Origin of the sequence: Parafilimonas terrae (assembly GCF_900115755.1) — a bacterium.
Lineage (GTDB): Bacteria > Bacteroidota > Bacteroidia > Chitinophagales > Chitinophagaceae > Parafilimonas > Parafilimonas terrae.
Genome location: NZ_FOXQ01000006.1, coordinates 63,687 through 87,979 on the forward strand (window position 1 = coordinate 63,687; position 24,293 = coordinate 87,979).

Annotated in this window: 23 protein-coding genes; 10 read left to right on the forward strand and 13 right to left on the reverse strand. The window is 38.9% G+C overall.

Annotated features, from left to right (window positions below; all coding sequences use genetic code 11):
* Positions 1-18: 18 nt before the first annotated feature.
* The 3 genes from BM015_RS11130 to BM015_RS11135 all read right to left on the reverse strand — a co-directional run bounded on the left by BM015_RS11130 (position 19) and on the right by BM015_RS11135 (position 2,391).
* Entirely contained in the window at positions 19-846 is an 828-nt protein-coding gene (locus tag BM015_RS11130) for a glycoside hydrolase family 16 protein (RefSeq protein ID WP_090658339.1), read from the reverse strand.
* A 47-nt stretch (positions 847-893) separates the two neighbouring features.
* Positions 894-1,016 (reverse strand): hypothetical protein, encoded by a 123-nt coding sequence (locus BM015_RS21970; RefSeq protein WP_262497247.1) that lies wholly within the window; start codon positions 1,014-1,016, stop codon positions 894-896.
* A 187-nt stretch (positions 1,017-1,203) separates the two neighbouring features.
* A complete protein-coding gene (locus BM015_RS11135) occupies positions 1,204-2,391 on the reverse strand; it encodes a glycoside hydrolase family 88 protein (RefSeq protein ID WP_090658784.1) in 1,188 nt (395 codons plus the stop codon).
* Between the two features lie 246 nt (positions 2,392-2,637).
* On the opposite strand from BM015_RS11135, the gene BM015_RS11140 reads away from it, so the two are divergent.
* From BM015_RS11140 to BM015_RS11155, 4 genes are all read left to right on the forward strand, one after another.
* Positions 2,638-4,956, forward strand: a complete 2,319-nt coding sequence (locus BM015_RS11140) for a S9 family peptidase (protein WP_090658786.1) — start codon at positions 2,638-2,640, stop codon at positions 4,954-4,956.
* 68 nt (positions 4,957-5,024) lie between these two features.
* Positions 5,025-6,761, forward strand: coding sequence for a DUF885 family protein (locus BM015_RS11145; RefSeq protein ID WP_245751370.1), 1,737 nt, complete (start codon positions 5,025-5,027; stop codon positions 6,759-6,761).
* Positions 6,762-6,934: 173 nt separating this feature from the next.
* Positions 6,935-7,399: a CHRD domain-containing protein gene (locus tag BM015_RS11150; protein ID WP_090658343.1), complete on the forward strand. Its 465-nt coding sequence runs from the start codon at positions 6,935-6,937 to the stop codon at positions 7,397-7,399.
* 100 nt (positions 7,400-7,499) lie between these two features.
* Complete coding sequence (locus tag BM015_RS11155) at positions 7,500-8,660, forward strand: cysteine desulfurase family protein (protein ID WP_090658345.1); 1,161 nt, start codon at positions 7,500-7,502, stop codon at positions 8,658-8,660.
* A 3-nt stretch (positions 8,661-8,663) separates the two neighbouring features.
* On the opposite strand, the gene BM015_RS11160 is transcribed toward BM015_RS11155, so the two are convergent.
* From BM015_RS11160 to BM015_RS11170, 3 genes are all read right to left on the reverse strand, one after another.
* Positions 8,664-8,966: a hypothetical protein gene (locus tag BM015_RS11160; RefSeq protein ID WP_090658347.1), complete on the reverse strand. Its 303-nt coding sequence runs from the start codon at positions 8,964-8,966 to the stop codon at positions 8,664-8,666.
* Positions 8,967-9,124: 158 nt separating this feature from the next.
* Complete coding sequence (locus tag BM015_RS11165; RefSeq protein ID WP_090658349.1) at positions 9,125-9,511, reverse strand: DUF423 domain-containing protein; 387 nt, start codon at positions 9,509-9,511, stop codon at positions 9,125-9,127.
* Positions 9,504-10,010: a shikimate kinase gene (locus BM015_RS11170; protein WP_143075827.1), complete on the reverse strand. Its 507-nt coding sequence runs from the start codon at positions 10,008-10,010 to the stop codon at positions 9,504-9,506. Before BM015_RS11170 ends, BM015_RS11165 begins: the two co-directional genes overlap by 8 nt.
* Before the next feature lie 80 nt (positions 10,011-10,090).
* On the opposite strand from BM015_RS11170, the gene BM015_RS11175 reads away from it, so the two are divergent.
* A complete protein-coding gene (locus tag BM015_RS11175) occupies positions 10,091-10,522 on the forward strand; it encodes a putative signal transducing protein (RefSeq protein WP_090658354.1) in 432 nt (143 codons plus the stop codon).
* Between the two features lie 83 nt (positions 10,523-10,605).
* On the opposite strand, the gene BM015_RS11180 is transcribed toward BM015_RS11175, so the two are convergent.
* A complete protein-coding gene (locus BM015_RS11180) occupies positions 10,606-11,454 on the reverse strand; it encodes an NAD(P)-dependent oxidoreductase (protein ID WP_090658788.1) in 849 nt (282 codons plus the stop codon).
* A gap of 242 nt (positions 11,455-11,696) precedes the next feature.
* Here BM015_RS11180 and BM015_RS11185 point away from each other — a divergent pair, with 242 nt between their 5' ends.
* The 3 genes from BM015_RS11185 (at position 11,697) to BM015_RS11195 (ending at position 16,871) form a co-directional block, all read left to right on the forward strand.
* Positions 11,697-12,059 carry a BlaI/MecI/CopY family transcriptional regulator gene (locus BM015_RS11185; RefSeq protein ID WP_090658356.1) on the forward strand — a complete coding sequence of 121 codons (363 nt, stop codon included), beginning with the start codon at positions 11,697-11,699 and terminating at the stop codon, positions 12,057-12,059.
* A gap of 4 nt (positions 12,060-12,063) precedes the next feature.
* Positions 12,064-13,344, forward strand: a complete 1,281-nt coding sequence (locus BM015_RS11190) for a M56 family metallopeptidase (protein ID WP_143075828.1) — start codon at positions 12,064-12,066, stop codon at positions 13,342-13,344.
* Positions 13,345-13,472: 128 nt separating this feature from the next.
* Positions 13,473-16,871, forward strand: a complete 3,399-nt coding sequence (locus BM015_RS11195; RefSeq protein WP_090658360.1) for a glycosyltransferase family 117 protein — start codon at positions 13,473-13,475, stop codon at positions 16,869-16,871.
* Positions 16,872-16,974: 103 nt separating this feature from the next.
* Here the strand turns inward: BM015_RS11195 and BM015_RS11200 are convergent, their stop codons facing one another.
* Complete coding sequence (locus BM015_RS11200) at positions 16,975-18,375, reverse strand: Gfo/Idh/MocA family protein (protein WP_090658790.1); 1,401 nt, start codon at positions 18,373-18,375, stop codon at positions 16,975-16,977.
* A gap of 200 nt (positions 18,376-18,575) precedes the next feature.
* On the opposite strand from BM015_RS11200, the gene BM015_RS11205 reads away from it, so the two are divergent.
* Positions 18,576-19,472 carry a serine hydrolase gene (locus BM015_RS11205; protein ID WP_245751371.1) on the forward strand — a complete coding sequence of 299 codons (897 nt, stop codon included), beginning with the start codon at positions 18,576-18,578 and terminating at the stop codon, positions 19,470-19,472.
* A gap of 66 nt (positions 19,473-19,538) precedes the next feature.
* Complete coding sequence (locus tag BM015_RS11210) at positions 19,539-20,216, forward strand: hypothetical protein (protein ID WP_090658364.1); 678 nt, start codon at positions 19,539-19,541, stop codon at positions 20,214-20,216.
* A gap of 116 nt (positions 20,217-20,332) precedes the next feature.
* Here BM015_RS11210 and hutU read toward each other — a convergent pair whose 3' ends face one another.
* The 5 genes from hutU to BM015_RS11235 form a co-directional block, all read right to left on the reverse strand.
* On the reverse strand, positions 20,333-22,078 hold the full coding sequence (gene hutU / locus BM015_RS11215) for a urocanate hydratase (protein ID WP_090658366.1): 1,746 nt from the start codon (positions 22,076-22,078) through the stop codon (positions 20,333-20,335).
* Between the two features lie 89 nt (positions 22,079-22,167).
* Complete coding sequence (locus tag BM015_RS11220) at positions 22,168-22,380, reverse strand: hypothetical protein (protein WP_143075829.1); 213 nt, start codon at positions 22,378-22,380, stop codon at positions 22,168-22,170.
* Positions 22,377-23,420: a hypothetical protein gene (locus tag BM015_RS11225; RefSeq protein ID WP_090658370.1), complete on the reverse strand. Its 1,044-nt coding sequence runs from the start codon at positions 23,418-23,420 to the stop codon at positions 22,377-22,379. Before BM015_RS11225 ends, BM015_RS11220 begins: the two co-directional genes overlap by 4 nt.
* Positions 23,410-23,829 (reverse strand): putative toxin-antitoxin system toxin component, PIN family, encoded by a 420-nt coding sequence (locus tag BM015_RS11230; RefSeq protein ID WP_090658372.1) that lies wholly within the window; start codon positions 23,827-23,829, stop codon positions 23,410-23,412. The genes BM015_RS11225 and BM015_RS11230 overlap by 11 nt, the downstream gene beginning before the upstream one ends.
* Positions 23,826-24,062 carry a hypothetical protein gene (locus BM015_RS11235; protein WP_090658376.1) on the reverse strand — a complete coding sequence of 79 codons (237 nt, stop codon included), beginning with the start codon at positions 24,060-24,062 and terminating at the stop codon, positions 23,826-23,828. Before BM015_RS11235 ends, BM015_RS11230 begins: the two co-directional genes overlap by 4 nt.
* Positions 24,063-24,293: the final 231 nt, after the last annotated feature.

Below are 24,293 nucleotides of genomic sequence, written 5' to 3' on the forward strand. Positions count from 1 at the left end.
TTTTGTTTATATGTGTCTTTAATCTTTCTGGTAAACCCTTACATAATCCACTTCAAATTTTTTAGGATATGTTGTTTGCGATGGGTCGCCGCCGTTCATTCCACCAATAGCAAAATCAAATAGCATATACTGCGGCTGTTTAAATGGATTAAAACCGCTGCCATCTTTATTTACCAAATCATTCATTGGCACTTTAAGCATTAAAGAATCATCTACATATAAAGCAATAGCTGTGGAATCCCAGTCCATGCGCCATACGTGAAACTGTGATGCCCATGCTGCATCAACGGGTTTCTTTTTGCTATACCAGTAAGCTTTATTCGGGGTAGCTGTTCCAGTGGCAATGTTTGCCAGCAAACTGTCGCGGTAATATTCCATTATATCAATTTCGCCGTTTGATGGCCAGCGTTTATTTACACCAAGCATCCACCACGCCGGCCACATGCCTTTGCTTACATCTATTTTACCACGCATTTCAAAGCGGCCATACAGCCATTGCTGTTTATTTTTTGTGATAATGCTGGCCGATGTATATTCTATATTTTTCCTGTTGGTGCGCCAGTCTTTACTGCCTTCCATATAATTTGGGTTGGGCTTATTTTCTTTCTTTGCTTCAATAATAAGATACCCGTTTTTGCAATATGCATTTTCCGGCTGGTACCATTGATGTTCTTCATTGCGCACAAAGCCTTTTTCATAACTCCAGTTTGCGGGGTCGGGGGCGCCGTCTTTATTAAACTCATCGGCCCATACAAGTTTATAACCTTCGGTAATGTTTTTATCGTGCTGCGCCTGTACGCTGCTGCACATCGCCATCAATAAAACAAAGCCAATTGTTCTGCCCATAATTTTGATTTTTTATTTAATTGATTTGTTTCGTTTATCTCAATTCATCAGAGCCAGTTTATTTCAGAAATATTATTATTATAGTCAATAGCAGCCATATACCTTGAATTTTCAAGATTGATTTTATTCCACTTGCCTGCCATAAAAATAAATTTTCCTTTTACCTGCATCAAAATATATTAAGCAGTATAAACATTCTTTCAATAAAGATTTTAATGTTGCTGCTTATTAAAAGTTTTGTGCGTTAATAAAAGAGAAGCATTCAATTACAGTCACGCAGTTTTGCTTATGTGCAGTTATCGAAAACTGAATGAATTAACCTGTGCTTAATTTTCTAACTGATTCAAACAATTAAAACTATTTAAGCCCGAGGTCTTTATATCTTTTCATCGCTTCCAAAAAATAATAATCGGCATAGGTAAGCGGCACATCCACTTCCGATTTTCCGGGCAGGCTGCCAACAGAATGTTTTAATATAAAGCCACCATTGGTACCAATAGCTGCTTTATATTCAGGTGATGATAAATTGGTAATAATTGTTTTGGCAACAGTAATATATTCAGTTGCATTTTCTTTTGAATACGTGCTTAGTTCAAGCAAAGCAGAAGCCGCTACAGCCGCAGCAGAAGCATCTCTTAATGCATTGGGAATGCCAGGTGCATCAAAATCCCAGTAAGGAATTTTATCATTTGGAAGATTAGGGTTGTTTAAAATAAAATGTGCTATATGATTAGCCTGGTCAAGATATTTTTTATCTTTTGTTTCGCGGTACATCACAGTATAACCATATAAACCCCAAGCCTGCCCACGCGCCCATGCAGAACTATCTGCAGCGCCCTGCGCGGTTTTTTTCTGTTGCACAGCGCCGGTTTCAGGGTTATAATTCAATACATGATAAGAACTGTAATCATCGCGAAAATGATTCTTCATTGTAGTGTTGGCATGCGTTACCGCTATTTTATAAAAAGAAGAATCGCCCGTTGTTTTGGTTGCCCAAAACAGTAATTCAAGGTTCATCATATTATCAATGATTACCAAAAAATCCGATGGTTTTGAATTCCATGATTTAATGCAACCAACTTTAGGGTTAAAACGGGTTGATAAAGATTTTGCACTGTTGATCAATACCTGCTTATAGGTTTCATTATTGGGATCTAAACGCAATGCATTGCCAAAGCTGCAATACATCATAAACCCAAGATCATGTGTTGAAGTATTGAATTGTTCTTTTTCAAGCAGCCCTAAAGCACGTTTGGCTTCAGTGTTTAAAGCGGCATCTTTTGTTTGCTCATAAATATAGAAAAGACTGCCGGGGTAAAAGCCGCTGCACCACCAGCCTGAATTGCTTGTGCGCAAGGTATCGTTCTCAAATGTTTTTGGAAGCTTACCGGCAGGCAGTTGTTTCATCATTACTTTATATTGTGCACCTGCATCATTAAAATTATGATTAATGATGCTGCGCATATCACTGCTGTTTTGTGCTGTGCAGCAAATGCAAGTAGTAACAGCAAATACAAGCAGGCATATTTTCAGGTATCTGTTCATTATTATCATTTTAAATTTTATAAGCTATTTATTTCCCCGTCAACAATAATTTTAAAGATGGCATAAATACAAGCGGCCAACCTTTTCATGCGCTGTAAAATGATGAAAAATTATAAAACCAACAATACTAATTTTAAAATTGTAATAATAAATGTCATAGCAACAACTATTCAATTGCGGGCTGCTTAATAAATAATAATGTTATTTGCAACAGCCAAACTATTCATACATATAAATTTTACTGAAATGTCAAAACGCTTTACACTGCAAATTTTATTTTCCGGCTGCATCTTATGTATAGCATGCGGAGTTGAAGCACAGCAGGCCTTAGCACAATACCAGCCCACTCATGATGAAATCGTGCAGCGTTATAAAGCATCCGAAAAAAGAGATAGCGCTGCCAAAAACACTATATTCAAAACAACTGTGAGGGCGCACTGGATTAAAAATAACACGGCATTCTGGTATGCCAATATTTTAAAAGATAGCACTATTGAATATGTGTATGCGGATGCTGCAACAGGTAAAAAATCACCACTTTTTAATACAACAAAACTGGCTGGTGTTTTAAGCAAAGCAACGGACTCTTCTATGAATGCGGAGAGGCTATGGTTTAAGGCACTTACGTTTAATGATGATGCCAGCCAGGTGGCCTTCGATTATCACGGCACATATTATCAATACAATATCAAAACAAACCGGCTTATTAAAATTGATTCGCTGCCGCAATATAAAGCGATGGACCAGCATCGTTTTAAGGGCAAGCATTGGTTCTGGACCAACTATCACACAGACAGTCTTTCACCCAACAAACAATACATTGCCTATGTAAAAAATAATAATGTTTTTATACGACCGGCAAACGACAGCACGGCTGCCATTCAATACACAAATGATGGGTCAGAAGAACATCCTTATGGTTCGCTGGCCTGGAGCCCTGACAGTAAATATGTTATCGGCTATCATATTTCGCCGGTTAAAGATTCCAGCATTTATTACGTGCTTAGTTCTGTGCCCAACACAACACGCGGGCAACTAAAATCGTATTCGTATAAACAACCAGGCGATCCATTCACCACCTATGAGATGTTTATTTTTCCGGTGCAGCAAAATGTTGCTGTTAAAGTAAACACACCCATTCTTGATTTTTATGAAGCACCCCTGCTCTACTGGCAAAAAAACAATGAACACTTTTATTATGAAAGAATAGACCGCGGCCATCAGCGTTACCGTTTAATTGAAGTGGACGTTAGTAACGGCAACACAAGGAATATCATCGACGATAAAACCAATACATTCATTTATGATGACCGCATTTATTCGTATTACCTTTCTTCAACCAATGAATTTATTTATACATCAGAGAAAGATGGATGGCAGCATATTTATTTGATGGACGCTTTAACCGGCACGCAAAAAAATGAGATAACCAAAGGTGAATATGTAGTAAAAAATATTGACAGCATTGATGAAGTAAAACGGCAGGTATGGTTTTCGGCAATGGGCGTACATGCCGGCGAAGATGTGTACAACACGCATTATTTCCGTATTGATTTTGATGGCAATAATTTGATTGACCTTACACCTGCAGCAGCTAACCATACCGTAAGCTTTTCTCCTGATACAAAATATTATCTGGATACCTATTCAACTTTAAATACAGCGCCGGTAACAGAACTGCACTTAACAGCAACAACAAAAAAAATTGCTGTAATAGAACAGGCCGATATTAGCGTTTACCTGGATATTGTTAAACACCTGCCCATACGTTTTATTGCCAAAGGCCGTGATGGCATTACAGATATTTATGGCGATGTTTTTTTACCAACCGAATTTGATTCTGCCCAACGTTATCCTATCATTGAAAACATTTATGCAGGCCCGCAGGATTCGTATGTGCCTGTAAGCTTTATGCCTTACAGAAGCGAAATGCAAAGCCTGGCCGATCTTGGGTTTATCGTGGTGCAGGTAGATGGCATGGGCACAGCCAATCGCAGCAAGGCTTTTCATGATGTATGCTGGCATAATCTTGCCGATGCAGGTTTCCCCGACCGCATTTTGTGGATGAAAGCCCTGGCTGCCAAATACCCTTTTGCTGATACAACGCGTGTGGGTTTATATGGAACATCAGCCGGCGGCCAGAATGCTTTGGGCGGATTGCTTTTTCATCCTGAATGGTATAAAGCAGCCGTGGCAAGTTGCGGCTGTCATGATAACCGCGTGGATAAACAATGGTGGAATGAACAATGGATGGGCTATCCTGTTGGCCCCTGGTATGCACAGCAAAGTAATGTTACCAATGCCCATAAGTTGCAGGGTGCTTTATTGCTGATGGTTGGCGAAGCTGATAGCAATGTGCCGCCTGAGTCCACTTACCGCGTTGCTGATGCATTAATTAAAGCGAATAAAACTTTTGAGTTTTTGCCATTGCCGGGCATGGACCATACGAGCGGCGGCGATTATGGCAGCATGCGGCGCAAAGATTTTTTTGTACAGCATTTATTAAATGTTCAGCCGCCAGACAGGAACAGTGAAGAACCGGCAGATATTGCCTCAGATAATTAAAGAAACATTCACCACAACTTATCACCCATTACTTTTTAAATTCACACATCATTAAAACTATCATGCACGTGAAAAATTATCCTGTAAAATCTTTTGTATGCAGTTGCTTATCGCTTCTATGCATCACGCAGGTTTTGGCGCAGCCTGCACCGGAACCAGCATTATACCAGCAAACAAGTGAAGTAAATGATATCATGGTGCAATACAATGCAGACTACCGTAATCTTTCACGCTTTTATGTTATTGAAAATTCACCGGAGGGAAGGCAAAGGTTATTGTCAACCGTGAATGAATATATAAATAAATTAGGCAAGCTTGATTTTGATAAACTCAACACCGGCACAAAAGCAGATTATATACTCTTTAACCGTGACTTGCACGAAGAACAATACCAGCTTGAGAAAGAAGCGAAAGAATATGATTCCGTAAAACAATGGTTCCCTTTTGCCGATAGTATTTATGCCTATGAAAAGCTGCGCAGGCGCGGCGCCGTGCCGGATGCAGAAAAGCTGGCCGCCGGCTTGAATGATTGGGGCAAACAAATTCAATCGTTGCGGCAACAATTAGCACAACAATCATCCATTCCTTTTTATTTAGGTGAACGTGCCGCAGGAACAATTGATGGTTTGCGCGATGCATTAAAAAGTATTTACAAATTTTATTATGGTTACGACCCGATGTTTACCTGGTGGATACCGCAACCATATAAGATAACCGATAGTTTGCTGAACGTGTATGTAAAAGATATTAAAGCAAAAGAGAAAAGTTTATTGCCGCCTAAAAAAGATAGCAGCGGTATAAAAGGCAACCCCATAGGTTTGGATGGATTGATGCGCGGGCTTAAATATGAAATGATTGATTATACACCGGATGAACTGATTGATATTGCTCATAAAGAATATGAATGGTGCATGAAGGAAATGCTGAAAGCGAGTAATGAAATGGGGTTTGGCAATAACTGGAAAGCTGCCCTGGAGAAAGTAAAACAAACTTATGTACCGCCAGGCCAGCAGCCGGCTGCCATGTTTAAATTATATAACGAGTCTGTTGATTTTATCAAGCAGCATAATTTAATAACCATTCCGCCGCTGGCAGAAGAAACATGGCGCATGAGCATGATGTCGCCCGAAGACCAGCGTGTTAACCCTTTCTTTTTAGGCGGTGAAGAACTTATTATTTCTTACCCCACAAATGAAATGAGTGAAGAAGATAAAATGATGAGCATGCGCGGCAATAACCCGCACTTTTCCAGGGCTACCGTGCACCACGAACTGATTGCGGGGCACAGGCTTGAATTTTATATGATGAGCCGTTATAAACCATACCGCCGCCAGTTCAATACATCATTCTGGATTGAAGGCTGGTCTTTATATTGGGAGATGCTTTTATGGGACCTTGGTTTCCCGCAATCGCCTGAAGACCGCGTGGGCATGCTGTTCTGGCGCATGCACCGTTGCGCAAGAATTATCTTTTCCATCAACTATCACACCGGCAAATGGAGCCCGCAGGAATGTATTGATTTTTTGGTTGACAGCGTGGGCCATGAACGCGCCAATGCAGAGGGTGAAGTGCGCCGTTCTTTTGAAGGCGGTTACGATCCATTGTATCAAATAGGTTATATGATCGGCGGGCTGCAGATAATGCAGTTAAAAAGAGAACTGGTTGATACAAAGAAAATGAGTTTTAAAGATTTTCATGATGCATTCATTCATCAGAATACCATGCCGATAGAAATGGAAAGGGCTATACTGGAAAACCTGCCGCTTACAAAAGATTATAAGGCTAACTGGAAGTTTTATAAATAATAAGATACCGGAACTAAAATTTTATCAGAATCATTAGCCTGCAGATCAGTACCGCCACATGCAATTTTTTCAGCCCGGCTGCAGCAAATGGCTCGTTATTTGCCTGCATGTTTTACTAAAAATTACGATTGGCTCTTATCTTGCGCCTTTCACAGTAATGTTAAACAATAACTATGAATAAAGTAAAACAACGTGCAGGCATTTTAATGTATGCTTTAATTGTGTTGATGACATTTGTAAGTTTTGGTTCCTGTAAAAAAGATGATATAGAGGATTATATTTTCTCTTATGTTGCAGCGCTTGATGGAACACAGGCCATGCCTTCAAACAGTGTAACAGGAACCGGCACATGCAATGCCACTTACGATTCAATCAAGAACCAGCTTGCATACACCATTACATGGGATGGGTTAACCGGCACTCCTTCAATCATTAATTTCCAGGCGCCTGATGGAAATGGCGGCTTTATTAACATGCCTGTAACGAATAGCTTTTCAGGCAATGGTGTTTCAGGTTATTTAACCATCGACCAGCAATATGAAGCGTCTTTGCTCAGTTATGGCTGGTATGTAAACGTAAGCACGTCTACATACGGCGATGGTGAAATAAGGGGGGCATTGTTAAAACCTCAAAAATAATTTCAACATATCTGCAACGGGCAGAGGCCTACAGTTAAAGGCGTCCGGCATTAAGGTGCGGACGCCTTTACATTTTATAAATGGGTAGTAACTTGCAGCAATGCAGTTACCTGTTTACCTGGATAATAATTCCACCACGCCTGTTGACCCGCGTGTACTGGAAGCAATGCTGCCTTATTTTACACAGCAATTTGGAAATGCCGCCAGCCGCACCCATGCATTTGGATGGGCTGCGTCTGAAGCAGTGGAACAGGCGCGGCAACAGCTTGCATCGCTGATTAACGCGCATCCGAAAGAGATTGTATTTACTTCGGGCGCAACGGAAAGCGTTAACCTTGCGCTTAAAGGCGTTTATGAGGCTTATAACAGCAAAGGCAACCACATCATAACGGTTGCTACAGAACACAAAGCTGTTTTAGATACCTGCAAACATTTGGAAAAACTTGGCGCTGTTATAACCCATCTTTCTGTAAACAACGAAGGCCTTATTAACATTGATGAACTTGAAAGTAATATTAAACCCTCCACTATTTTAATTGCTGTGATGTATGCCAATAATGAGATTGGCGTTATTCAGCCCATACAAAAAATTGCAGCCATTGCGAGGAAACATAATATTTTATTTTTCTGCGATGCTGCACAGGCTGCAGGTAAAATCCCGGTTGATGTAATAAAAGACGATATAAGCCTCCTCTCCTTCTCCGCACACAAAATGTATGGCCCGAAAGGCGTTGGCGCTTTGTATGTGCGGCGTAAAGACCCGCGGGCAAAAATTATAGCGCAAATGGATGGCGGTGGGCATGAAAATAATATGCGCAGCGGCACACTGAATGTACCTGCCATCGTTGGCTTTGGTAAAGCGTGCGAATTAAGTATAATGGAAATGAATAATGAAACTGAACGTTTATATGCATTAAGAAATCGTTTCGAAAATGCTTTGATGCAACTGGATAATGTTTTTATAAACGGAAATGCACAACAACGTTTGCCGCATGTTACCAATCTTTATTTTGAAGGCGTTTCTGCCAATCGCTTATTAACCGGTTTCAGCAAAAGTATAGCTGCTTCATCAGGTTCGGCCTGTACTTCTGCATTGGTGGAACCATCTTATGTTTTAAAAGCTTTAGGTATGGGCGATGAGCGGGCTAATAATTCACTGCGTTTTGGTTTGGGAAGGTTTACCGATGATGAACAGGTTGAATATGCTGTAAAAATAATAGCTGAAAACGTTTGCAAACTTCGAAAGGAATTACATTGCTGAAAGTTATGCCTTGCTAAGTTTTTCAAGCAATTCCGCATCTGAAATATCAGCAGAAGCGCCATAAGCAGTTACTAAAATACCTTTCACACCGCTGGAAGATTTAATAGCATATACAGCAGCTTCATCGGCAGGATCAGAAATTCCTTCATACCTGTAAACATCAACGATATCAAAATCGCTGGCTGCAAATTTACCTTCAATACAGGCCAGCACATTTTCTTCAATATTAAAATCGGTTGTAAAACCCTGCTGACGCAATGCTTCAATAGCTTTTGAAACTGTGTCGTAATGTGTTTTATGCTGCATGAAAGACCGTTAAGGAATTAAACAAAAAAAATTGCTGATGTAAAAGTATTGAATAAATGCTTTATAATAGTCTGAGCGGAGCCGAAGACTATTATTGAGCGAAGTCGAAAGAAATTCACGTTTGGCGTTTGACGATTCACGTTTCACCGCTCACAACATTAATTCTTTATCGCTGCAATAACCAGCAACAGCCAGCCTGCAATAAAACAAAGGCCGCCGATTGGCGTTATAGCACCAAGCCAGTTCATTTGTGTATTGCCAATCATTTTAAAATAAGAAAGTAAATACAGCGAGCCGGAAAAAAGTATAACACCGGCAATAAAGCACCGGCCGCTCCAGGTTAATAAATTACCAGGAATAAACTGGCTGATGATGGCCACTGCAAGCAGCGCAAATACATGATAGAACTGGTATTTAACGGCTGTTTCGAAAATATCCAATGCATCAGGCTCCATGCGGCCCTTTAAACCATGCGCCCCAAAAGCACCAAGTATAACTGATAGTGCGCCTAAAGCTGCCGCTATTATCAAGTAAGTTTTATTCATGCAGCGAAAGTATTTCAATAAAATGTTTTTCTGTAAGATGGCCGCTGTTTAAATGATATTTGGCTTTTGAATAAAAAGGTTTTCTTTTCTCACGCATTTCATAAAAAAAATTCTCAAGGTTTTCATCAGCCACATTCGCAATTAAAGGACGGTGTGATTTTTCTTCCTGTAACCGTGCAGCAATCACAGCAAGCGGTTCATCAATCCAGATGGTAATGCCATTCACATTCATCCATTCCATATTATCATGAAAACAAGGCGCTCCCCCGCCGGTTGCCAGTATGAAATCTTTTTTATCTGCAAAACTTTTCAGTATTTCATTTTCTTTTAAACGAAAGTAATTTTCACCTTTTTCAGCAAATATTTCAGCTATCGTTTTGCCTTCCGCTTTCTCAATTTCTTTATCTAAATCAAATGCAGGAATGCCAAGCGCTTTGCCCGCTTTATTTGCCCAGTAGCTTTTGCCGCTGCCCATTAAACCAATAAGAAAAATTTTCACCGTGGCAATTTAATGATTGAAATGAACAGGCAGAAATGCGATTGCAGATATATTGTATAGTTTTATGATAAAGCAGCATTATGGATTTTATAATTCTTGAAACATTCGATAATTACATTGATGCGCATTTAATGATGGGCAGGCTGGAAGAAGCAGGCATAAAATGCTGGCTTAAAGACGAAGACACCATAACACTTGCACCAATGCTTGGCAATGCGCTGGGAGGCATAAAGCTCATGATTAATAAAAATGATATTGATGACGCAAACAAAATATTGAATGAGCTTAAAGAAATAAAGCGTAAGAGTTTTGCCTGTCCTTATTGCAGCAGCCATAATATCGAGTACATAACGTCTTCCCGCAAAACGGGTAACATAATAAGTTCAATACTTACCTGGCTGATGGGCAGTTATGCTATCGGCATTAAACAAACATGGCGTTGCTTTAACTGCAACAAAGAATTTGATGAGCCTGTTGAATTGAACAAAGAAGATTTAAATATGAGCGAATGAGTTATGGCCCGCCAGCAGGTTGGGATATGCTATCTTTCCATTAATTGATATCTTCTTAATCGAAACTATAATACAATCTTAAATTAAATATTATTCTTTGCTATTACACTCCAGTCATCATTGCCGTGGCCTTTGGCTATCCATTCATCCATCACTGCTGCAATAGCCGGTGTAGTTATTAATCTGGAACCTGCTTCATCAGCGGCATTCATCATTAAGCCTGCATCTTTACGCGCCATGTTTAATTCCCATGAAGGCTGGCTAAATGTGCCTGATGTGATCTTCTTTAATCTTGCAGGCGCACCCGCGCCGGGATTCCATACACTAAACAAATTTTGTATTTCATCAGCGGTAATATCATGTGCTTTGGCAAGTGCTAATGCATCGGCAAGGCCTGCGGTTAAACTTAAGAGGAACAGGTTGCCGGTTAATTTTATACCTGCTGCTTTGCCTTCTATATCTCCAAGGTTAAGCAGCGTGCCGGTCATGGCAGATAGTTCCGGCTGAAACTTTTTTATTATATCCTGGTTGCCAGATACCAGCATAACGCCGGACCCTTCCAATGCATTTTTCGGGCCCATAAAAACAGGCGCATGCAAATAGGTAAAGCCCTTTGCCTTCCATGCATTGGTTCGTTCTATAGCACCTTTTGCAGAAGTAGTTGTATGATCTATAATTGCAGCGCCCGCTTTCAATCCACCGGATGCATTTTTCAATACTTCATCAACCGCCGCATCATCTTTAAGCGTAAGATGAATAACATCCGCATCTTTCACAGCTTCACTTACATCATCAAATGCTTTGGCGCCAAATGTTTCCAGCGCTTTTGCTTTTGATGCAGTGCGGTTCCATATCTGCACGGCTTCGCCTTTTTGCAGCATAGCTTTAACGAAATTGGAGCCCAGTAAACCCATTCCTAAAAAAGCTTTCATGATCTTTATGTTTTGGTAAATATACAAAGCCTCTTTTTTAATAGCAGCCACGGTATTATCAGCTATAATAATCAGGGACTGATTATTATAATATGATCATTTTAAATAACTGCTTTGTTTGCCTGTAATAATACTCAACTATGAATTGTTTAATTATTGCTAAAATGATATCGGCTAACCTGCAAGGCCAAATAAAACTTTGTTTTTTACGAAACTTTCGTAGTTTTACGAAAAATTCGTAGATGGAAAAACTCTCATTGCAGGAAGAAGAATTAATGAAGGTGATATGGCAATATGGCGAAGGTTCGGTAAAAACTTTCTTACAGGAATTTCCTGACCCTAAGCCTCCATATACCACCATTGCTTCTACTATTAAAAACCTTGAAAAAAAAGGGTTTGTCACCAGTAACCTGTTGGGCAATACTTACATCTATTCATCTAATGTATCAGAAGAGGCTTACAAACAAACATTCATGCAAGGTTTTATCCGAAATTATTTCAATAATTCCTATAAAGAAATGGTGAACTTTTTTGTGCAGCAGAAGAAATTAAAATCAAAAGACCTGCAGGATATTATTAACATGATTGAAAACAATAAAAAATAATTGTATGCAAACATTATTTGAATACATGATAAAAATAACGGCTGTTTATGCAGCAGCCTGGCTTTTTTATTGGTTGTTATTAAGCAGGCTCACCAGTTATAAAAGCAACCGCTTTTATTTATTAACTGCAGGCTTGTTTGCATTTATTATTCCATTGTTAAAGCTGGATTACTTTGTAACGCCGCAAACCATCAGCACATCTGGTATTCTTAATAACATGCCTTCCATCCCGGTGAATGCTTTTGCTAATGCTTATATGCCTGGCGAAAATAATAGCCCTGTTCCTGTTGTGCTGATCACTTTGTTTATAAGCGGTATGATTGTTTGCGCTTTGCATTTTATCATGCAATTAATTTCTTTCAGGAAAACAACTGCCAATGCAGTTTTAATTCATGCAGCAGATAATATAAAACTATATCACCTCGATGTAGATATTATGCCTTTTTCTTTTGGCAGGAATATTTATGTAAACAGGAACCGGCATACTCCTGCTGAGTTAAACGATATTATTCAGCATGAAATAGTTCATGCAAAACAAAACCATACGATTGATGTTATTATTGCTGAATTTATCTGCATGCTCAACTGGTATAACCCTTTTGCATGGCTGATGAAAATTGCTGTTAAACAAAACCTTGAATTTCTTGCTGATGATACAGTATTAAAAAAGGGCGCTGACAGAAAAAGCTATCAATATCTTTTATTAAAGGTAACGGGTTATTCTCCCATAAACATTGCAAACAGTTTTAAAATATCATCACTTAAACAACGTATTTATATGATGAACAAAACACGCACGTCGCAAAAGCATTTGCTGAAAATGTTATTTGTTTTGCCATTAATTGCTTTTATGATGCTGGCTTTCAGGAATGATGGCCAAATGCATATTGCCAATACGGCAAACAATAAAGATGAAGCTTTTATGCTGAGTGAATTGACCTATAATATACAGGATGCCGGCATAAATCAGCTCATAACAAATGCACAGGATAAAAGTTTATTGCAAACCGGAAAACCTTTTAGCATCACAACTATAAAAAATGAGAGAGACAGGTTGAGGTTATTACTTGAAAAGAATGGTTACAATCATATAAACAGCCACGCAATTACTTTTTTGATAGACTCAACATTTGATAATAACCGTTGCGCTATTGAAATAAATATTGATCTTAAACGAAAAGAATTATCATTCAATAATTCAACCATTCAGCCGGGTAATATTGCTGCAGGCAAAACAAATAATCATCTTGCTTTGCCTGGGCAATCGGCGAAAGAGGTTGACTGATAATTGCCCTCGTAATAATAATATTTCGGCTTAAATATTTAACATGCAGCAGCTCCTGCTTTTCTATCAACACGATAGTAACGCCATGATTATGTCTTAACGAAGCAACACATAAAATCAGTAAACAAATGAACTATAACCGTATTAACAATATTACGGGCTGGGCAATCTTTGCCTTTGCCTCAACCGTTTACATCATGACGAGCGAAGCCGGCGGCAGTTTTTGGGATTGCGGCGAATTTGTAAGCAGTTGTTATAAACTGCAGGTACCACATCCGCCTGGTGCGCCGATGTTTGTTATGCTGGGCAGAATTTTTATTGTGTTGTTTGGCGATAACCCGTTAACAGCCGCCAAAGCAGTTAATATCATGAGTGCTTTGGCAAGTGGCTTTACAATTATGTTTTTATTCTGGACGATAACGCATTTTGCAAAAAAGATTGTACAGCCTGGTACAACAAAATCTGTAACCAATATCCAGGTATGCAGTATAATGGCGGCAGGCATTATTGGCGCGTTGGCGGGCACATTCACCGATTCGTTTTGGTACAGCGCTGTTGAAGGCGAAGTATATGCAATGAGCTCCTTTTTCACAGCAATTGTGTTTTGGGCTGCACTGAAATGGGAACGTGTTGCCGATGAACCGGGTGCTGATAAATGGCTCATCCTTATCTCTTTTTTGATTGGTATTTCTATTGGTGTGCACCTGCTTTGTTTGTTATGTATTCCCGCAATTGTAATGATCTATTATTTTAAAAGAAGATCATCTTTTAAATATCCTGTTATTAGAAAATATTTTATACGCATTGTTTTATTTGGTGGCATCGCAGGCTTTATTTTATCATTGGTTGCTGCACAATCTGCAACAGATGCTTCAAGAGGCATTCCCACAGATAACACATTTGCAGGCCTTATTTTTTTAGCTTCAATCATCGCTGTTGGATTATTGTTCCTGGTTGAACGCACAGCTAAAAACAAAAGAGAGTTATACGGCGGTGTATATATTTTCATGGTGCTGGGTGTTGTAATATTCGGCATTATTCTTAAAGGCGTAATTCAATATTCTATTAAAGCAGCGGGTGCATTCGACATATTTTTTGTGAATGACCTGAACCTTCCTTTCTTCTCAGGCTTTGCGTTTTTCTTTGTGCTGGTAGCCGTTGGTATATGGTTTGGTTTGCGCTATGCTGAAAAGAAAACATGGTCTCATCTGCGGCTTGCTTTATGGTGCATTGCATTTACACTCATCGGTTACAGCTCTTATATTACTACGATGATACGCAGCAATGCAGATCCTTCAATCGATATGTTTAATGTTGATAACCCGCAGGCGCTGGAAGGTTACCTGGGCCGCGATCAATACGGGGATTTTCCTTTATTATATGGGCAAAACTTTACAGCGCAGCCGGTTGATTATGCAGATAAAGTAATGAAATATTCAAAAGGCGAACATACATACATTCCCGTCGGTAAAGATTTTGATTATGTATTCCTGCCAAAAGATAAAATGGTTTTTCCCCGCATGTGGGATATGACGAATGATCAAAACCATGCAGATTATTATGCTTACTTCGCCGGCATTAATAAAAGCCAGGATGGTACTTATGAACGCAATCCAACCTTTATAGAAAACCTGCGTTTCTTTCTCAGTTATCAAACCTATTACATGTATATCCGCTATTTTATGTGGAATTTCAGCGGCAAACAAAACGACCTGCAGGGTTCATTTATAAACAATGTAAGAGACGGCAACTGGATAACAGGCATTCCCATTATTGATAATGCTTTATATGGTAATCAAAGCATGATGCCTGACAGCATTCAAAAGAGTAAAGGGCATAATGTAATGTATATGCTGCCATTCGTTTTGGGTGTGATTGGTTTATTATACCAGTCGAAAAGAAAGGGCAGCGATGCATTGGTGAATATGTTGCTTTTCCTTTCGACAGGCTTTGCCATTGTTATTTACATTAACCAGCCCGGCTACCAGCCACGTGAACGCGATTATGCTTATGCAGGTTCTTTTTATGTGTATGCAATATGGATAGGCTTATCTGTTTTATATTTTATAGAGATGGCATCCGCATGCAATAAAAAATTATTAAAAGATGTGTTGACCAATGCAGCGCTCATCAGCTTAATCTTAACCATCTTCATAGCCATTGCAGGTTATGGCGCCGCCGCATCTTTTATAACCGGTATTGCAACCTTTCTGCTTATTGCATTCATAGCAGCAGGCATTCCTTCAGCATTAAAAGTTTTAAAGAATAAGCAGGCGATAATTGTTGCGGCATTTATAATTTCATTATTTGTACCAATATTGATGGGCGTGCAGGAATGGAATGATCATGACCGGCATAAGAAACAACTGGCACGTGATGTTGCCCGCGATTATCTTGAAAGCCTTGCGCCCAATGCCATTCTTTTCAGTATTGGCGATAACGATACTTATCCCTTGTGGTATGCGCAGGAAGTGGAAGGAATAAGGCCTGATGTGCGCATCATTATTACAACATTATTAGGTTCTGACTGGAAAATAAATGAGTTGCGGCATAAAGTAAACAACAGTGATCCCGTTGATGTAATATGGTCGTCTCAACAGGTACAGGGCAATAAACGGGATTATGTTTTTTATCAGCCAAACCCGCAATTTGCAGAAGACAGGTATTATAATTTATATGATATAATGAAGAATTGGGTAGGCAGCGATGATACATCTGCGCAGGTGCAAAGCAGCAGTGGTGAATCTGTTAATACTTTTCCTGTGCGCAAGCTGGCTGTGCCCGTTGATGCAACATTGGTACGCACTAACGGAACAGTAAAGGCTGATGATAAAGTAGCTGATGCCATGCGTTTTGAACTGCCTGCTAAAAATGTTTTGCTTAAAAATGATCTTGCTATTCTCAATATAATAGCAGCCAATAAATGGGAGCGCCCTGTTTATTTCACTATGCCATACAACAAACTTGGATTTGACAAATACCTGCGCCGCGAAGGCATGGCTTATCGTTTGGTGCCGGTTGAAAATCCATCTATCAATACGGCAAAAGGTTATGCACTTGTTATGGATAATAAGAAATGGAACTATGGCAATGCAAATCTTAACAATGTGTATTATGATGAAATTAACCGCACACAGTTATTAGGCATTCGTAAAGCTGATCTTGACCTTGCACTTGATCTCATCAATGAAAATAAATTAACAGAAGCCCGTAACATTTTAGAACATGATGATAAGATGATAAAAGAAGAGAACCTGCCTTATGGCATGACTTCCGGCAACAATATGCATAACCGTATTTCAATTGGTATGATGGAAGCTGCCTGGCGCGTAGAGGATACAAAGCTTGCTGCTAAAATTGCTACTTCTGTTGAAAAAGATTTATTACAGCAACGGCGTTATTATCAAAGTTTAAATGCACAGCAGCAGGCCGCACTCGAATATGAAAGTTCAATGAATGAAAACCTGATCCAGGCTTTAAATGCAATTAAGAAAAATTATACAGAAAAGAAAACGGGATTGGAATAGTAAATGTAAACGCTTACAATTTTTGATATGCATCTTCTTTAAAAATGTGTGCAGATATTGAAGAGTGGCTCAGCCTGTAAGTGAACCACTCTTATAAAATCAGTTACACCAGCTTCATATTCACCGGATCCCATTGAATAATCTTTTTCTGAAAAAAGCTTTCATTGCATGCAAGCGCAGGCGCTGCTGCCCTGAAACCAAATGTTGCATCTTCCACTACAGGTTTCCCTGTTCTCACAGAATCGAAGAAGTTGGTAAAATGATCCAAATGATCGCTATATCCCTGAGGCGCTTTGAATACAATATCATCTTTTTTAGGACGTTTCTTTTGCGCCTCCGTCCATTTTGCATCGTACTCTTTTTGCATTTTTTCACGCATATCTTTTGAGAAGGTGAAAACAGAATCGTAACCGCCAAAGCCCGGCGCTTCAGGCATAATGCTGTGATGAACTGTAATGTTATTTCCTTTCACATCAATCACACCTTCGGAACCAATGAGGCGGATTTCTTCCTGGCCACCCGTGCCACTGATAAAATTCACCTGCAACGTTAACTGGAATGCAGGGTGCTCCGGTGTATCGGCATATTGCATTACACCGGCCATTACATCAGGCATATTGCGGCCATCTTTCCAATAGCTAAACTGCCCGGTACTGTAAATGGAAGCAGGGCCTTTTGAATTGGTCATAAAATGTGTGCCGCTTAATAAATGAATAAACAGGTCGCCTGCAACGCCGGTGCCTACTTCTTTAAAAGCACGCCACCAGAAAAACTTTTTGGAATCATACGGCATTTTTTCTGTCACTTCAATGAAACGTTCCCAATCTGTTGTTGCGGCGCTTGCATCATCAGGAATTGTATATTCCCATGCACCAATAGCACTTTGCCTGTCGTACACTGCATTTACCATATTCAGCTTGCCAATTTCACCTGCCGCCAATAATTCTTTTGCCTTTGCCAAACCAATGCTGCTTACACGCTGGCTGCCCACCTGCAATACTTTACCATATTTCTTTTGCGCCTCAATTACGCCCATACCTTCACTTATTTTATACACCATAGGTTTTTCACAATATATCGCTTTGCCCTTAGCCAATGCATCTTTGGTAATGTGGGCATGCCAGCAATCAGTAGTGGCAATTATTACGGCATCTATATCACTTTTATCCAAAAGCTCTTTATAATTTCTCGTGGTAAATAAATCATTTCCGTATAACTCTTTTGCATTTTCCAACCTGCCGGTATATAAATCGCAAATGCCAGCCAGTTCAACACCGGGCACCTGCAAAGCAGTGGCCAGGTCATAATGCCCCTGTATGCCAAAACCAATAACACCTACGCGGATTTTATCCGCAGATGAAATTTTTTTCTCATAATGTAATATTCTTTCTTCAGCTTTTTCTTTTGCTGCAAGGCTGCTTAACGGAGAAGCTGCAGCCAGTATGCTTGTAGCGCCAATCTGTTGCAGGAATCTTCTGCGTGATGCCTGGTTTTGTTTCGACATAATTGAATTTTTATTGATTGATGTGAATAAGCTTAAGTGTTGCCGCTTTCTGGTTAATACTAAGCAATCATTGTTGCGGCTCTTCAAAAATAATGTATTTGAAACGTGATGGCAAAGCACTTTTTTAATCGCCTGGCCGTTATTCAAAATTTTAAACAAACAATTCAAACAGCTTCTTATATTGGTAAAAATTTCAGATAGTGAAATATTTACGATCGTTATTGTTTGCAACAATTATTTTAATAAGCAATGGATGTATGACGCACAAATATTCAACCGCGCAGTTAAAAGATAAAATAGCGGCGCAAATTGAAAAACACAAAGGCCGGTATGCCGTTGCTTTTAAAAACCTTTCAAACGGGGAAGAAATATTGATAAACGAACATGAAAATTTTCATGCCGCAAGCACAATGAAAACACCTGTTATGATTGAAGTGTTTAAACAGGTGCAAGCAGGAAATTTTTCAATGAATGATTCCATCACGCTTAAAAATGAATTTAAAAGCATTGTTGACGAAAGCAGCTTTTCACTCAGTGTTGATGATGACAGTGAATTTGATTTGTATAAACATATTGGCGAAAATAGATCGGTTTACCAACTCATGTACAACATGATAATTATGAGCAGTAATTTTGCAACCAATCTCATCATTGACCTTGTTGGCGCGGAAAATGCTAATGAAACAATGCGGGAAATGGGGGCAAAAGATATACAGGTATTGCGTGGTGTGGAAGACGATAAGGCTTATGAAAAAGGAATGAATAATACAACTACAGCCTATGATCTCATGTTGATTTTTTCAAAAATCGCCAATGGAGAAATTGTAAGCAAGCCTGCCTGCGATTCTATGATTGATATTCTTTCCAACCAGCATTTTAATTCCGTTATACCCGCAAAGCTGCCGAAAGATGTAAAGGTTGCGCATAAAACAGGCTCTATAATTTCGGTTCAGCATGATAGCGGAATTGTATTTCTTCCTGATGGCAAAAAATATGTGCTGGTGCTTTTATCAAAAGACTGGACTGATGAAAAAGATGCAATTGGTTTAATGGCAGATATTTCAAAAACGATTTATGATCATGTTGAAAATAAATAATTGAAAACAGCTTTATTGTTACAGGCAATATTTATAAAATTGTATGTTTGAGAAAATAAAAACAAAATGAAACCGCTTAAATCCTTCTTATTTTTAGTATGTGTTTTTGCCACTATTACGACATTTGCCCAAACTCAGAAATTTCTTAGCATACAATATTCAGATAAAGTATCGCTGCAAACTGCACTGATACGTATCAATAACAAGCCAGCCACATACAATGATCTTTTAAAAATTCAAGACAGCAGTGTATTAAAAGTTGAAGTATATTCAAAAAAGGCAGCGCTTGAATATGTTGATAAAGACGAAGCAAAAAATGGGTTAGTGCTCGTAACACTGCATAAAAAACATTTTCCTGCTTTTGCAGAAAGAAAAGACAGCGCTGCTTTTGTAATCGGTGAGAATGGTGATACTATATTTTGTTCATCATTAAAACATGCTGGTATTAATGGAGACACAACAGATACAGAATGGAATAAGTTTTTATTGCATTCTTTGAATGCGCAGGTTCCTGCGGACAATAGCGCACCGCCGGGCATTTACAACGTTGATATTATGTTTACGGTGAATTTAGACAGCTCTGTATCAAATCTTAATATGCTCGAAGATCCTGGCTATGGAACGGGATCAGAAGTAAGAAGATTAATGAATAAATCCCCTGTATGGACGCCCGGTTCATGCGATGGCCAGCCTGTAAGATTTCATGAACGGCAAAGAATTGTGTTTGTAGTAACGGAACAATAATATTTTGATAAATATGTTATTAGTTACAGTAAATAAAGCTGCCATGAAAATATGCAGTACAAGGTAGTGACACAACGAAGCTTAATAGAATTACCGAACCATGACTACATAAAAACTTACTTGTTATTCAAACGTTCATCCAAATCTAAATGATGGGCTTTTGCTGTTTCTTTTGCTGCTTCATAGCCCGCATCTGCATGACGAATCACACCAATACCCGGATCGTTTCTTAACACACGGCTTAACCGCGCTGCTGCTGCATCTGTTCCATCAGCAACAATCACCATGCCCGCATGAATGCTGTAACCCATGCCCACGCCACCGCCATGATGCAGTGAAACCCAGCTTGCACCACCTGCCGTGTTTAATAATGCATTTAATAAAGGCCAGTCTGCAACGGCATCACTGCCATCCATCATAGCTTCTGTTTCGCGGTTGGGACTAGCAACGGAACCAGTATCTAAATGATCGCGGCCGATAACGATAGGCGCTTTTACCCTGCCGGTTTTCACCAGGTCGTTAAATGCAAGACCAGCCTTTTCTCTTTCGCCCTGCCCGAGCCAGCATATACGCGCCGGCAAACCCTGGAAGGCAATTTTTTCTTTCGCCAGTTTTAACCAGCGCTGCAATGATTTATTTTCAGGAAACATGTTCGCAATCACTTCATCTGTTGCCGCAATATCATTTGGATCGCCGCTTAATGCAGCCCATCTAAACGGGCCTTTTCCTTCACAAAATAAAGGACGGATGTAGGCGGGTACAAAGCCGGGAAAATCGAATGGTGAATGCTGAGTGGTGAATTGTGAGTTTGTTTTCTCCATGTATTCCCGGGCACGTGCACGAATGTTATTTCCATAATCAAAAGTGATGGCGCCTTTATCCATCAGTTGCAACATCAAATCAACATGGCGAAACATACTGCGGTATGCATATTCAATATATTGTTCAGGATTTTCTTCGCGTAAAATTTTTGCCTGTTCGTATGACATTTCATGCGGCCAGTAACCAATCAGCGGATCATGTGCAGAAGTTTGATCGGTTAATGTATCAGGAATAATATTTCTTTCAATCAATCTTTCCAAAAGATGCACAGCATTGCATAACACGCCAATACTCTTGCTTACACCTTCCGCCTTATACCGTACAGCCTGATCTATTGCTTCATCAATATCCGTATATTTTTCATCAAGATATTTTGTTTGTAAACGTTTATCAATGCGCCATTCTTCCACTTCGGCAATCAACGCAACACCTTCATTCATGGTTATTGCCAACGGTTGAGCGCCACCCATGCCGCCAAGACCGGCAGTAACGTTGAGTGTGCCACGAAGAGAGCCTTGTCCGCCGCGGCGGAGTGAGCTTTGAGCAGAACCGGAAAAGTGTTTGTCAGCAACGGCTGCATAAGTTTCATAAGTGCCCTGCACAATGCCTTGCGAACCGATGTAAATCCAACTTCCAGCAGTCATTTGCCCAAACATCATCAGGCCTTTTTTTTCCAGTTCATCAAAATGTTTCCAGTTTGCCCAGTTGGGAACGAGTTGCGAATTGGAAATTAAAACACGCGGTGCATTTTCATGCGTTTTTAAAATGCCGACAGGTTTTCCACTTTGTATTAAAAGACTTTCATCATTCTCTAAAATTTTTAATGCGGCGATGATCTTATCCAGTGCTTCAAAGTTTCGTGCTGCTTTACCACGGCCGCCATACACAATCAGTTCGTCGGGTTTTTCTGCTACATCGGGATTTAAATTGTTCAGCAACATACGCAATGCCGCTTCCTGAACCCAGCCTTTACAATTCAATTGTGAACCGGTTGGTGTTTTGTATTTAATAGCGTCGTATGCAGGTTTTGTTGTTGTCATAGATAATATTTTTATGTTACCGGCGATAGTATTTCATGGCGTCACGGTTGTGTCACTCACTTGTACAGCACGAATGCTATGAGGCTTTACTAAAACCAGTTTAATTTTTTCCACTGCTTCACATTATCCTTATCGGCCCCACATTTTAATAATATCGTTTCAATATCATATTCCATACTCCAGTCAGTACCAAAGGCAATGAAATCATCTGAAACCGGCACTTTGCCCTTTAACTTATTTGCAGTAATTAATTTTGAAGTCTTAATCAATAAATCATCTCCCGTTTCCCAATCTTCTTTCATTTGTATATATTGATCAAATTCAGCAAACATCTCATCCAACTCCTTAGATGTATTTTTCTTAATATTTCGTTTGCAACAGGCGTACCACCAATAAAAATTAAATCAGTTTTGTTTAATAAAGCGTCTCCCTTTTCTTTGTCAGTAATCATCACGATATAAGGCCAATAATTATCTAAAGCATGATAGTTTAATTGAACATTAAATATTGGCTCCTCTATGCCTTCTTTATCCAAAGCGTTGATAATAGCGTCAGCCAATAAGTTTGAGAGATCATCAATAAGTTTTTCAATTGATTTTCCTGATGGCTTTATGTAAATTAATTGAGGAGGCCAATTCTCTGTAAACCTTTCGATTTTACTTAAGGATGATTTATCATCATAACTATACACATCTTCATAAGCATATTCGCCCATGCCTGGCACAAAAGCTATTCCAAAACTTTTAGATATTCTTTCATCTACATAATCACAAATTTTTGTGTCCAGAAAAGTATATGGATATTGAAAAACACGATCAATAATTTCTTGCTTGTTCAATTCTGAGAATATTGGGAAATTGCCTCTTTCTTTCAAACTTATTGACTGCAATCTTTTTTTGTTTTTATGAATGGAAATTTTTTGTACAGATGAAGGGACTTTAGTTGAGTAACAAAATTCAATGTATTCTGTAGTATTTTTATTCCATTTATAAAACCCAATCCACGCCACAACGTTTGACTTAAATATAATTGAAATAACAGGCAGCTTATCTTTATTTAACCCAAACTCACAATATGAATTACCGGGCGGGTTATTAAACAGCTTCTTATTGCTTTTTAGTTTTCCATTTTTATAGTCCTGAATATTGTAAGCGTCGTTATCGTGGGAATATTTTACTTCAACTACTTCAGCTTCATATTTTTTAAACTGATTAAACTCATCAAAGGCATTCATCCATCTTTCACTGATTTGCTGTTTTAATATTTTTATATCATTTCTCAAGCTCACAAGTTTGACCTTTGCAAATTCATGTTTTGATAAATTCAACAGTTTATTTTCCAAACAAAGATTTAAGTATCTGCAAAAAATCATCTGCAGATACAATATTTACTTTAGGAAAATTCAAATTTTTTGCTTCATTAAAATGCGCATCGTTAGTAACAAGATAATCTGCATCTGATGCTAAATAAGCATCGATAAATTTATTGTCATCTTTGTCCGCATCAATTAAATTCCATTTAAAATGCACATCAATTGGAATTATATTAGGAGATTCAACAAAAGCAGATAAGATGTTCAAGGCGGTTACCGCGTTCGCTTTTGATTTTAAGATTTCTTCATATTCAAGAAATATCTCTGTAGTCAATGCTATATTATATTGCCCTTCATTAAAAGTTCTAATAATGAAATGATAAGGAGACTTTCGTGGTAAAGACATCAACAATACATTCGTATCAATTACTGCTATCATTTGTAAGGGGTTCGCATATGTTCTTTACTCCATTCTTCAATCTTTTCTTCCCCCCAACCATTTTCCTCAAAAAGTTTATCCATTTCGTCTGAAGCCTTTTCTGCGAAATATTTTGAAATGAGCGTTTTTATCTCGATCCAATTTTCCTCAGGCATTTCTCTTGAAAATAATTTAAGCAAATCGAGCTGTGCTTTAGTAAATTTTCCGGTTGGTATAATGTCCTTCACTTCCATAACCCAAATTTCATATAAAGTTACAAATTCGATGCTTTCTTTCCAGCCTTTACAATTTAATTATAAACCCGTTGGTGTTTTATATTTAACAGCGTCATATTTATGTTGTGTTGTTGTCATGGATAAATATTTTTATGTTATCAGCTTTTGTTTGTTATGGCATCACGGTTGTGTCACTCACTTGTGCTGCAGGAATACTATTGGGTTGATATTAAAACACTTTAATTATTT

Coding starts and splice junctions, on each gene's coding strand:
- BM015_RS11130 (WP_090658339.1), bottom strand. CDS start 846: ATGGGCAGAACAATTGGCTTTGTTTTATTGATGGCGATGTGCAGCAGC.
- BM015_RS21970 (WP_262497247.1), bottom strand. CDS start 1,016: ATGCAGGTAAAAGGAAAATTTATTTTTATGGCAGGCAAGTGGAATAAA.
- BM015_RS11135 (WP_090658784.1), bottom strand. CDS start 2,391: ATGAACAGATACCTGAAAATATGCCTGCTTGTATTTGCTGTTACTACT.
- BM015_RS11140 (WP_090658786.1), top strand. CDS start 2,638: ATGTCAAAACGCTTTACACTGCAAATTTTATTTTCCGGCTGCATCTTA.
- BM015_RS11150 (WP_090658343.1), top strand. CDS start 6,935: ATGAATAAAGTAAAACAACGTGCAGGCATTTTAATGTATGCTTTAATT.
- BM015_RS11155 (WP_090658345.1), top strand. CDS start 7,500: ATGCAGTTACCTGTTTACCTGGATAATAATTCCACCACGCCTGTTGAC.
- BM015_RS11160 (WP_090658347.1), bottom strand. CDS start 8,966: ATGCAGCATAAAACACATTACGACACAGTTTCAAAAGCTATTGAAGCA.
- BM015_RS11165 (WP_090658349.1), bottom strand. CDS start 9,511: ATGAATAAAACTTACTTGATAATAGCGGCAGCTTTAGGCGCACTATCA.
- BM015_RS11175 (WP_090658354.1), top strand. CDS start 10,091: ATGGATTTTATAATTCTTGAAACATTCGATAATTACATTGATGCGCAT.
- BM015_RS11180 (WP_090658788.1), bottom strand. CDS start 11,454: ATGAAAGCTTTTTTAGGAATGGGTTTACTGGGCTCCAATTTCGTTAAA.
- BM015_RS11185 (WP_090658356.1), top strand. CDS start 11,697: ATGGAAAAACTCTCATTGCAGGAAGAAGAATTAATGAAGGTGATATGG.
- BM015_RS11190 (WP_143075828.1), top strand. CDS start 12,064: ATGCAAACATTATTTGAATACATGATAAAAATAACGGCTGTTTATGCA.
- BM015_RS11195 (WP_090658360.1), top strand. CDS start 13,473: ATGAACTATAACCGTATTAACAATATTACGGGCTGGGCAATCTTTGCC.
- BM015_RS11200 (WP_090658790.1), bottom strand. CDS start 18,375: ATGTCGAAACAAAACCAGGCATCACGCAGAAGATTCCTGCAACAGATT.
- BM015_RS11210 (WP_090658364.1), top strand. CDS start 19,539: ATGAAACCGCTTAAATCCTTCTTATTTTTAGTATGTGTTTTTGCCACT.
- hutU (WP_090658366.1), bottom strand. CDS start 22,078: ATGACAACAACAAAACCTGCATACGACGCTATTAAATACAAAACACCA.
- BM015_RS11220 (WP_143075829.1), bottom strand. CDS start 22,380: ATGAAAGAAGATTGGGAAACGGGAGATGATTTATTGATTAAGACTTCA.
- BM015_RS11230 (WP_090658372.1), bottom strand. CDS start 23,829: ATGATAGCAGTAATTGATACGAATGTATTGTTGATGTCTTTACCACGA.
- BM015_RS11235 (WP_090658376.1), bottom strand. CDS start 24,062: ATGGAAGTGAAGGACATTATACCAACCGGAAAATTTACTAAAGCACAG.